Raw genomic sequence first — 10,908 nt, forward strand, 5'->3', positions numbered from 1 at the left:
TTCATGGCACTACGTATTCTTGATAGCTGCATTAACTGCGATATGTGCGAGCCTGAGTGCCCTAATTCGGCAATTAGCATGGGAAATAACGTGTACGAAATAGATGCTAATCGTTGTACCGAATGCGTGGGGCACTACGATGCCCCTACCTGCGTAGCAGTGTGCCCTATTGATGTTGTTAAACCAGACCCAAACAATGAAGAGACGTTAGATGAGTTAGCTGAAAAATTCATACGTTTAAATTCTTAGTAAAGAAGTAAGCCAACAGGTTAAACATACTTTTCAAAGAATTCCCTTGAATCATAATCGAGAGTGATCCCTAATTACGGTACTGTATGAACTAGCACTACTAAGAAGGGTTTTATTTTGAAGTTTGCCTCTCGCGCTACCGCTATTTCTCCTTTTCTTGCCATGGCCTATGGCGAAAAGGCCACCGTATTAGAACAGCAAGATAAAGACGTAATCCGCCTTAATTTGGGCGAGCCTGACTTTGGCGCACCCGCGCCCGTACTCGCGGCAATGAAAGAAAGCTTGAATACTCCAGATTTTCCTTATACGTCTGCGCTAGGTATGCCTGAACTCCGAGAAGCCATTGCCCGCTTTTACGAAACTAAACACGGCATAAAGGTAAGCCCTTCTCGCGTGGTAGTGACCGCCGGCGCGTCTGGTGCGTTACTTTTGGCAAGCGCAGCATTGGTTGAGCCGGGCGACAACGTGATATTGGGCGACCCGTCTTACCCGTGTAATCGACGCTTTTTAAACGCATTTGGCGCAGAGGTAACGCTAGTACCAACACGCAGTGAGGATAGCTTTCAACTAACTACCGAAAGTGTTGCTGATAATTGGAAACACAACACTAAAGGCGTGCTTATAGCCACGCCAGCCAATCCAACAGGCACGGCGATTGATGCAGACGAGCTAATTACCATTGGCCAATACTGCAAAGCCAAAGGCGGTTTCTTAATTGTTGACGAAATTTACTTAGATCTCTCACTTTCTGCCGATGTTGATTCTACAGCTTCCCAAGCAACCCACAACACCGACACTAAACTTCAAACCATACTTGCCAGCGCAGACTTGCAAGATACCGTGGTAGTCATTAACAGTTTCTCTAAGTACTTTGGCATGACGGGCTGGCGTCTTGGCTGGTGTGTAGTGCCTGAAGCAATGACACCCATCATTGAAAAGCTCGCGCAGAATTTGTTTATCTGCCCCTCTACCCTTTCTCAAAAAGCCGCACTTGCGTGCTTTACCCCTGAAGCGTTGGCGCAGTGCGAGCAAAACCGCAATACGCTGATAGAGCGTGCAACTCTTGTTTTTGATGCACTTGAAACTATGGGGCTTCGTTTAGATGCCCAGCCCGACGGCGCGTTTTACGCTTACATCAATATTAAACACACCGGGCTGAATGCTATTGAATTTTGTGATGCCCTGCTCTCGCAATATCATGTGGCGCTTACGCCGGGTAACGATTTTGGCGAACACAATGCAGATCAGTACGTAAGGCTGTCTTTCGCTACCAGCATTGAACGTTTGAATGAAGGCCTGTCGCGGCTGGCAAAGTTCGTTCAATCATTAGGCTAATGGCTTTATGCCCATCGTTTAATTTCGTGAATAGACAAATATTACCTAAAAAAATGATAGATATCGGCACTAGTGCGTATATTGGGATAATAGATTGGCGAGACATGCCGAAGCGAAATAAAACAGGATAAAACAATGAGTAACGAACGCGAATATGATGTAGTTATTTTTGGTGCTACAGGTTTTACAGGCAAGTTAGTGGTGGAGTACTTTCAAGCTCAGTATGGTAGCGACAGCAGTGTGAAATGGGCAGTGGCAGGTCGTAACGAAGCTAAACTGAATGATGTAAAACAAGAACTAGGCATTAGCGATAGCGTTGCCAGCATTGTAGCAGACGGTGACGACGCTGAAGCACTTGATGCCATGACCAAGCGCACAGCGGTGGTACTTACCACTGTAGGCCCGTATCAAATTTATGGCGAAAAATTACTCTCTGCGTGTGTAGACAACGGCACAGGCTATACAGACTTATGCGGTGAGCCAGCGTGGATGCACCAAATGATCAAGAAGTATGAAGCGAAAGCCAAAGAAAACGGCGCAAACATTGTGTTCTCTTGCGGCTTCGATTCTGTGCCGTTTGACTTAGGTGTTCACTACCTACAAGAACACGCGAAAAAGCAAACTGGCGAGGTGATTGAATACGTTAAAGGTCGCGTTCGCAAAATGCAGGGGACTTTTTCTGGTGGCACGGCTGCCAGCTTAAAAGCAACCATGGCGGCAGCGCACAAAGATAAGTCGGTAATGGCGGCGCTTGTTAACCCGCATTCGTTAACCGACGGCGTTTCAAATCAGCCACAGCCAGACGGCAACAAGCCTTATTTCGATGAACAATTAGGTACATGGGTAGCGCCATTTATCATGGCGGCCATTAATACTAAAAACGTACACCGCTCAAATTACCTTGCGGGTTATGCTTACGGTAAAAACTTCCAGTACGATGAAATGATGATGACGGGGCCTGGCGAGAAAGGCGAAGCCATGGCGAATCACGTGGCAAAAGATAAGTCGCTTGCCAGCGATGATGGCCCTAAACCTGGTGAAGGCCCAAGCAAAGAAGAGCGTGAAAACGGTTTTTACGATGTAATGTTTGTGGGGACTGCAAAAAATGGTGATATGCTTGCGGTATCGGTAAAAGGCGATAAAGACCCAGGCTATGGCTCTACCAGCAAAATGATTTCAGAATCGGCCCTTTGCTTGTGTAAAGACGTTAACCTGCAAGGCGGCTTTTTTACACCAGCGGCAGCCTTTGGCGATAAGCTAATTAGCCGCTTGGAGGAAAAAGCGGGCTTAACCTTTGCTATCGAGAAATGAGGTTTAAGAACGAAATTAAAAGCAGCGGCGGCCAGTTTAAGCGTGGATAAGCTTTTGATTAAAACCTGGGCTGCTGCATAACCGCTAGAGATAGCGCTTTATTCGTGTGATAAGCGCGATGCTATAATTCGAAAAGCTGCGTTGGTTAACGCTTTGGAGATTTTATAAAAAGGCTGAACACAATTTGTGCTCAGCCTTTTTTCTGCGCTAGGTGTTATTATTTTTTTTAAGCAAGTACTGCTTTTAATGCTTTAACGCAAGCATCTGTTTCTGCGGGCGTGCCTACGCTGATGCGCGACCACGAGTCATAACCGGGCCATGTGCGCCCTACAACCTTTATGCCTTGGGCTTTCATTTTTTCCGCGAATTTATCGTGCGGCATGCCCGTATCCATGTAAATGAAATTGCCTTGTGGGTTCGGCGCATAAGGCTGCTTCAATTCTTTAGCTACGTTTACTAATTTGTCACGCTCAGTTTTAATCCGTGAACGCATGGTATTTAGGTTTGCATGGTCGTCCATACTTGCCATACCTGCCACTAGTGCCAAGTAGTTCACACCGCCCATTCGCAACATACCGCCCATGGTTTTAGCTTGCTCAGACGGCATAATGGCGTAACCTAAGCGCTGGCCTGCCATAGCGTGAATTTTCGAGAAGGTACGGCAAACGACCACGTTGTGCCCCTCTGCGACTAGCTTCGACTGCACATTAGCCGGGTAAGCATCAGACATTTCAATGTAGGCTTCATCAATAAATACCTGTGCTTTTTTCGACACGCGTTTTGCAAAAGCGGTAAGTTTGGCTGCATCTACCATGCTGCCCGTTGGGTTGTTTGGATTGCATACATAAACAGCAGTGGTATCTTCAGTTACCGCTGCTTCAATTGCATCTAGGTCGAAAGTCATATCGGCAGCAAGGGGTACGTAAGTAACATCGGCGCCCATAAATTCAGCGCCTCGCGGTACACCTTCGTAAGTGGCCATAGACGTTACCAGCTTATTACCGTTTTTCGTGATCCAGTCGGCATAACCAAATAATATAGGTGAAGAGCCGTTTGTAATAACGATTTGTTCGGCAGAGACACCCTCTTGCTCTGCAATTTTTTGCGCTAATACTTCAACCGTAGCGTCGGTATAGCGAGCAAGATTCAAAAGCTCACTTTGCATGGCTTTTGCCGCTTTTTTAGACGGGCCAAACGCATTTTCATTCGACGATAAACGAACAAGACCGTCATTTACATTAGGGGTGGCAGATGGAAAGTGTTCGGTTGGCATACCGGCCGCTCGTAGGTCGCCCATAATACTGTCGACACTCGTCGTTAGCGCTACCGCACCTGCTCCTAAGCCCACTGATTTTAACCAATTACGACGTGAAGAATTCACCGAAGTTTGTTGTACGTTTTTATTCATATTTCGCTCTGCCTTCCATCAATATTCTCTTTAGACTAAGGGCTTAATTTTAAGTGTGCAATAGCGAAAAAAGCCTAAACTGTTGAGATGAATGCACTTTTTACGTGCATGAAACGCACTAAAATTGACAACACAAGAAGTTTTAACGTGTTAAGCCGTTACATTACGGTGCAGTGCTTTCTGAACCAGTTTACTGTTTGCGATGAATGACATTTTTTACAGTCCCAGCTGCCGCCTCAAGCTACTCTCATTTGGTGATATCTCTAATACTCATTATTGGATAACTAAACGTAAACAAACCATTTGCTCAAGTACCGAGTAAGAACCACTACAACACATGCTTTATTCACTTACTTTGTACAACAGGAGTTAAACATGGCTAAGGATCACGGTAATCAAATTAAGAACGATGACACGTATGAGGCACTTCGTGACGAGGGCTACAGTAAAGAAAAGTCTGCACGTATCGCTAATGCACAGGCAAATAGTCAGCAAACGCCGTCTAAAGATGGTGGTAAAGCCAATAAATACGAAGAACGCACCAAAGATGAGCTGTATCAAAAAGCCAAAGAAGTAGGTATCGAAGGTCGCTCTACGATGAGCAAAGACGAGTTAATCGATGCACTGCGAAATCATTAGTGCGCTTAGCACAACATTTCCAGCGAAGGCCGCACGCAGAAATCTAGCTACTTTACAGCTGACCGAATAGTAACACCTGCGGGGTGCATTATTGTTTAAAATGCTGAGCCTAGGAAAATGCCCTATCGTTTCGATAAACTCATGAAAAACGTTCATGTAAAAATGAAATTAAGTCATTTTTATTCATAAATAAAACAACGTATAACGTACTCATTGCTTTTACAGCATTGACGATACTCAGTTTAACTTTAGGAATAGAATCGCATTCTCATGAACAAAAACGTGAACACTGATTTTTCATTTACCATTAACAGCGTTAAGTTTAATGAAGATTATCGCCCTTCAGATAACACGCGTATTACCACTAACTTTGCAAACCTAGCCCGCGGAGAGCGCCGTAAGGAGAACCTACGGGACGCCCTAAGCATGATTAATAATCGCTTCAATGCATTGGCTAGCTGGGATAATTTAAGTGGCGATAGATATTCTGTTGAACTGGAAATTATATCTGTAGATATTGATGTAGAAGGTAATGGCAACACCTTTCCTACTATCGAAATCTTGCAAACCAACATTATCGACACCGAGACCGGCAAGCGCACACAAGGTATTGTGGGTAACAACTTTTCATCTTATGTTCGTGACTATGACTTCAGCGTACGCCTGTCTAATCACAACCGCGGCCAGTCTTCGTTCAGTGTGCCTAACGATTTCGGCGACCTACACGGTAAGCTATTTAAATACTTTGTGAATTCTGACGCGTATAAAGCACACTTTTCTAAGCTGCCAGTTATTTGCTTAAGCGTTTCAGACAACAAAACCTACCGTAGAACCGAAAACCACCACCCTGTATTGGGGTTTGAATACCAGCCTAACGAGTCGTCGCTAACGGAACAGTACTTTAAAAAAATGGGCTTAAACGTGCGTTACTTTATGCCGCCTAACAGTGCAGCTCCTTTTGCATTTTATTTCTTTGGTGACTTGTTAAACGATTACACAAACTTAGAGCTTATTAGCACTATCGCCACTATGGAAACATTTCAGAAAATCTATCGCCCTGAGATTTACAACGCGAATGCGCAAGCAGGCCTTTACTATAAGCCTAACTTAAAAAACAGCGATCACTCGCTAACGCGCATCGTCTACGACCGCGAAGAACGTTCTCAGTTAGCCGTAGAACAGGGTAAATTTGTTGAAGAGAACTTTTTAAAGCCCTATCAGCACAAGCTGGAGCAATTTACGGCAAGTTACGCCAGATAAATTCTCTGACACTGGCAATTCGCAACTTGCGAATTGCAGTGTTCAACGCGTTCAGTTTGAACCATCAAATTTTGATGGGGCGGCACGGTTCGCCCCATATGCACTAATACAAATTGTCGACTAAAAGAAAATAAATCACATGAAAAAGCTACTACCAACATCTATATCAGGCAGTCTTCCAAAGCCTTCATGGCTCGCACAGCCAGAGACCCTATGGTCGCCGTGGAAGTTAGAGGGTGAAGCACTTGAAGAAGGCAAAAAAGACGCTTTACGCGTTACGCTACAAGAGCAAACTACGTCGGGCATTGATATTGTTTGTGACGGTGAGCAAACCCGTCAACACTTTGTAACCACCTTTATAGAGCATCTTGACGGTGTTGATTTTGAGAACCGAAAAACGGTAAGAATTAGAAACCGCTATGATGCTAGCGTACCGGTTGTAACACAAGCGGTCACACGGCCAAAATCGGTATTTGTAGAACATGCTAAGTTTCTTATAAGCCAAACCGACCAGCCAATTAAGTGGGCGCTACCTGGCCCTATGACTATGGTTGATACCTTGTATGACGATCACTATAAAAGTCGCGAAAAGCTCGCGTGGGAATTTGCAAAAATTCTAAACCAAGAGGCGAAAGAGCTAGAGGCTGTGGGTGTAGATATAATCCAGTTCGACGAACCTTCGTTTAACGTGTTTTTCGATGAAGTAAATGAATGGGGTATAGCCGCCCTTGAGCGCGCCATTGAAGGGCTAAAATGTGAAACCGCAGTTCATATTTGCTATGGATATGGCATTAAGGCCAATACAGATTGGAAAAAGACGCTGGGCGCTGAGTGGCGTCAATACGAAGAAAGCTTCCCAAAACTTGCAAAGTCGAATATCGATATGGTGTCGTTAGAATGCCATAACTCCCACGTGCCTATTGAACTTATTTCATTGCTCAAGGGCAAAAAGGTGATGGTTGGCGCTATTGATGTAGCCACCAACACAATAGAAACGCCAGAAGAAGTCGCCGCTACATTACGTGAAGCCCTTAAATACGTGGATGCCGATAAACTTTACCCGTGTACCAACTGTGGTATGGCGCCACTACCCCGTTCTGTCGCACGAGGTAAGCTAGAAGCGCTTAGCGCTGGTGCTGAAATAGTAAGGCAAGAATTAGCGCAAAAGCTAAGTGCCATCTAGGCTCATTGGCTAAGTATGTCGGATAAAGGCATAAGCTTTACTTCGGCGCAAAAAAGCGGTGAATCGTTACTTACCCACCCAGTGCAGGTAAGATGGCCAGAGTCAGATTCAATAGGCGCAACTAGCATGTTTAAACAGTCGTTGCTTTTGAGTTTATCTAGCTGTTCGTTGTCGATGCACAGATTTTGCGATAAGTAGATCATTGGGTTCTGAATTAAATCGTAATTTAGGGCCTGAGCCCTTTCTAGCATGGCCGAAGACATCAAAGAAAGCGGATAAAATTGTGGAAAGCGCACTTTATCCGCGAACTCATCTATATATCGTGATTGATCAGCGAAGGCGCTCAACAGGTAATTTTTAGCATTGCCGACGATCATCCATTTGCGTTTTAGAAACACATCTCCATCGAATAGCGTTCGGTCGGCCAGTTGAACAATGTCTTCTTTTTTGTATTTAACCAAGGAGCTTTTCACTGACATAAAATCTGACTGTCGATAAAAGCCCATCAAGCTAGGCCTACCCGACGCTTTCAAAACCAAGCGTTGTGATTCTTGTTTCCCCAACTCTGTATTTGAAACCCTGGGTGTCTTGACCACTAAACTCAGCTCATCCCCCTCTTTTGCGGGGTTTACAAAGGTAAACTCATAAACTGAATAGCGCCGTGGCTCAATGCTAGATGCGCTTTGTTGAATTTGGGTTTCTACAAAAAGACCAAGTTGAAACCCAAGCGCAATGGTTCCTTGAAATGGATTGTCTGATACTCGCTGCCACCGCATAGGGTCGTGAAACAAGTTAAAATCATCTGTGGCGTTGCGCGCAATGTCGATATGTAATTGGGTAAGTGTATACAAGCGTTTTCCTTAACCTAGGCAACATCAACCGACTACAATTATACACCTCGTTATGGGTGGATACGGTGAACAGAATATTTTGAAAAATGATGGGCGGCGTTACGCTCACACTTCAGTATAGGTGATGGTAGCGATACACACTAGTTTATACGTGCTCCTGCGTTCTCAATTAACGTAGAACGCTACAAGGCGTTACCCGACCGCAATGTAAACATCGATTTGGTTACCGTTAACATTGTGCTCAACGTCTATTGTGAACGTTCTTTTGTACTCACTGCTGCTCTGCGAACTTTCTTGCGTAAAATAACGTAAACCCTCATTCTGAATATACTGTTAATAAATATTAATTTTCAATACTTTCCCTTATCAACAAGCTTTTCGTTTTGAGAAGAAATATACTTTGATTTTGTCTTATTCAAGTTGCAATACATTGTGAATCAACGTTTTTTACTTGCCATCGTTGCCGTGCTTTTGGCAATGGTAACCATCCAATCCGGTGCATCGTTTGCTAAACAACTTTTTCCTGTTGTTGGGCCAGAAGGTACCAGTGCTTTACGTGCTTTTTTCGCAGCATTGATTTTGACGGTTATTTTTAGGCCCTGGCGTGCATGCTTAAGCTCAAAAGGGTGGCGTAATGTCTTTTTTTACGGCGCTTGCTTAGGAGCAATGAATATCATTTTCTATCTTGCGATTGCACGTATTCCTCTTGGTATAGGCGTGGCGCTTGAGTTCACAGGGCCGCTAGCTGTTGCGTTTTTTAGCGCCAGAAAGAAGCGTGATTTCGCTTGGGCACTGTTGGCCGTAGCTGGCGTTTGCTTATTACTTCCTGATATTGGCGGGGCTTCGGCAGAAAGCTTGGACCCACTCGGTGTTATCTTTGCGCTTACTGCGGGCGCTTTCTGGGCTGGCTACATTGTATTTGGCAATAAAACAGGCAACGAAGGGTCAGGCGGTATTACGGTTACCTTAGGTATGCTGGTAGCCGCTATGTGTGTTGTACCCATCGGCGTAATAAGCCAAGGAAGTGCTTTACTAAACATCGACGTTATTCTTATAGGCTGCGCTGTAGGCATATTTTCGTCTGCTATCCCCTATACATTGGAAATGAGTGCTATGCGCAATATGCCCAAGCAAACGTTCAGTATCATGATGAGCGTAGAGCCTGCCGTAGCGGCGATAGCAGCATTCATCATTATTGATGAAACCCTTACTCTTTCTCAATGGTTTGCAGTGGCTTTAGTGGTTATTGCTACTGCTGGCAGCTCTATTACTCAGAGGCAAAAACAGGTCGAAACCCTATCTTAGCTCTTAAAGTATGCCGTGCTTTTCACCGCTTTTTCTCTGATTTATGAACTTAGCGCTTACCCGTATCGTTTAAGCAGTGTCTGGCTCTAACTTTCAAGAACATAGGGAATAATGAGATGAAACACTACGCTGTAAACACAGAAGTTGAATGGGAATAGGGTAACGGCAGCAAGGTTTTAAAATCCCATAGTGAGCTTAAGAAGTCGTTTTAATCCGTTTGGATTGAAAGTAACGCCTCGCCAGTTTGCAATGAAAATATTATAAGCTCACCTCGCATTGGTATTGATTATGCCGAGCATGACGCCAAATTGCCTGGCGATTTGTACTGAAGCATTAAGATTAGAAAGTGTGATGCTAGGCAGAGCAAGTGTAAGTTAGCTTACAGTCGATATATTTGAGCAGTTTGTTTACCACCCTTGGTACCGCTACTTCCCCTGTTGTGTTTTTCGCCTCTACAAGTATATCGCATGCATCGTATTGAATTTGCTGACGAATAACATAATCGTTTAGCTCGTCGAACAGCGTTTCTTTTAAAGGCACCATACCTACAAACACATCAGATCCATCGCGCTTAATGAAGTACGCGCCTTCAATTTCACGTTTTAGTGTATATGCTTGCATGGCATCCAACTTTGTTAAGCGAAAGTGCACGCTAGTTAGGGTATCTGTCACTACGTCTCTCAATAATTACTGAATTATTTCTACTTTTTAAGACAGGCTTGGTCGATTTATGCCGGCCCGCCACGGCTTTTGAATCTACTTGATCCACGTCAATGCAGCCTAGCCATAAGTCCACCACAATAAAACCATCAGAACTACCATGCGAAACTTAGTATGCTTACGTTAGTGAACAGTACAGATGCAAACGATGAGATTGTACCAGAACCTCATGGTCTATATCGGCTGCACCTGAAACCCAATACCCAAATGGCGATAGAAACCAAGCCGGTTTTTGGGGCCAACATTACGCTGCACAGTAGCGTATTGAGACACGATAATTTTGTGGCGACGCCAGATAACATATTAGGCTGGCTCGATCACGGCGGATTATCTTACTTTGCGGTGAAAACTGAAACAACCAGCAGTGACTCTGACGACAAGTCAGTGATTCTTCCTTCTCAGTTTTTAAAAGCAGAAGGCGGGATCCTTCGCGTCACGTCACCTACCCGCATCTATTTAATAAGCAAAACACCCATAGATATCAACAAACACGGCCTGTGCCTTTTTACCCCTGTAAGATAGAAAAGTACTCTGCCCATAAAACTTTAGGGGGTCAGAGTACTTATTTCTAATCGTCTTCTAGCGCGAGGTCCTGTTCTTTGGCAGTGATTCGTTTTATCGCTTCTGAAAGCCCAGAATAACGTTTA

General features: G+C 44.5%; 11 protein-coding genes. 8 read left to right on the top strand and 3 right to left on the bottom strand.

The window, feature by feature from the left end; all coding sequences use genetic code 11:
* Window positions 1–3: 3 nt before the first annotated feature.
* The 3 genes from JC525_RS12305 (at window position 4) to JC525_RS12315 (ending at window position 2,895) form a co-directional block, all read left to right on the top strand.
* Window positions 4–249 (top strand): YfhL family 4Fe-4S dicluster ferredoxin, encoded by a 246-nt coding sequence (locus tag JC525_RS12305; protein ID WP_198816100.1) that lies wholly within the window; start codon window positions 4–6, stop codon window positions 247–249.
* Between the two features lie 117 nt (window positions 250–366).
* Entirely contained in the window at window positions 367–1,584 is a 1,218-nt protein-coding gene (locus JC525_RS12310) for an aminotransferase class I/II-fold pyridoxal phosphate-dependent enzyme (RefSeq protein WP_198816101.1), read from the top strand.
* A gap of 135 nt (window positions 1,585–1,719) precedes the next feature.
* Window positions 1,720–2,895 carry a saccharopine dehydrogenase family protein gene (locus JC525_RS12315; RefSeq protein ID WP_198816102.1) on the top strand — a complete coding sequence of 392 codons (1,176 nt, stop codon included), beginning with the start codon at window positions 1,720–1,722 and terminating at the stop codon, window positions 2,893–2,895.
* Between the two features lie 226 nt (window positions 2,896–3,121).
* Here the strand turns inward: JC525_RS12315 and JC525_RS12320 are convergent, their stop codons facing one another.
* On the bottom strand, window positions 3,122–4,303 hold the full coding sequence (locus tag JC525_RS12320) for a pyridoxal phosphate-dependent aminotransferase (RefSeq protein WP_198816103.1): 1,182 nt from the start codon (window positions 4,301–4,303) through the stop codon (window positions 3,122–3,124).
* A gap of 375 nt (window positions 4,304–4,678) precedes the next feature.
* Between JC525_RS12320 and JC525_RS12325 the strand changes: the two genes are divergently transcribed.
* The 3 genes from JC525_RS12325 to JC525_RS12335 all read left to right on the top strand — a co-directional run bounded on the left by JC525_RS12325 (window position 4,679) and on the right by JC525_RS12335 (window position 7,385).
* Complete coding sequence (locus tag JC525_RS12325; protein WP_012519143.1) at window positions 4,679–4,942, top strand: DUF7218 family protein; 264 nt, start codon at window positions 4,679–4,681, stop codon at window positions 4,940–4,942.
* Between the two features lie 282 nt (window positions 4,943–5,224).
* Window positions 5,225–6,202: a DUF1852 domain-containing protein gene (locus tag JC525_RS12330; protein WP_198816113.1), complete on the top strand. Its 978-nt coding sequence runs from the start codon at window positions 5,225–5,227 to the stop codon at window positions 6,200–6,202.
* Between the two features lie 139 nt (window positions 6,203–6,341).
* The gene (locus JC525_RS12335) at window positions 6,342–7,385 is read left to right on the top strand and encodes a methionine synthase (protein WP_198816104.1); all 1,044 of its coding nucleotides are present in this window, start codon (window positions 6,342–6,344) and stop codon (window positions 7,383–7,385) included.
* 2 nt (window positions 7,386–7,387) lie between these two features.
* Here JC525_RS12335 and JC525_RS12340 read toward each other — a convergent pair whose 3' ends face one another.
* The gene (locus JC525_RS12340; RefSeq protein WP_198816105.1) at window positions 7,388–8,236 is read right to left on the bottom strand and encodes a hypothetical protein; all 849 of its coding nucleotides are present in this window, start codon (window positions 8,234–8,236) and stop codon (window positions 7,388–7,390) included.
* 432 nt (window positions 8,237–8,668) lie between these two features.
* Here JC525_RS12340 and JC525_RS12345 point away from each other — a divergent pair, with 432 nt between their 5' ends.
* Window positions 8,669–9,541 carry an EamA family transporter gene (locus tag JC525_RS12345; protein ID WP_198816106.1) on the top strand — a complete coding sequence of 291 codons (873 nt, stop codon included), beginning with the start codon at window positions 8,669–8,671 and terminating at the stop codon, window positions 9,539–9,541.
* 354 nt (window positions 9,542–9,895) lie between these two features.
* Here the strand turns inward: JC525_RS12345 and JC525_RS12350 are convergent, their stop codons facing one another.
* Entirely contained in the window at window positions 9,896–10,213 is a 318-nt protein-coding gene (locus JC525_RS12350) for a hypothetical protein (protein WP_198816107.1), read from the bottom strand.
* Window positions 10,214–10,375: 162 nt separating this feature from the next.
* Between JC525_RS12350 and JC525_RS12355 the strand changes: the two genes are divergently transcribed.
* Entirely contained in the window at window positions 10,376–10,783 is a 408-nt protein-coding gene (locus tag JC525_RS12355; protein ID WP_198816108.1) for a hypothetical protein, read from the top strand.
* Window positions 10,784–10,908 lie beyond the last annotated feature (125 nt).

Source organism: Alteromonas sp. IB21, assembly GCF_016405965.1.
Taxonomy (GTDB): Bacteria; Pseudomonadota; Gammaproteobacteria; order Enterobacterales; family Alteromonadaceae; genus Alteromonas.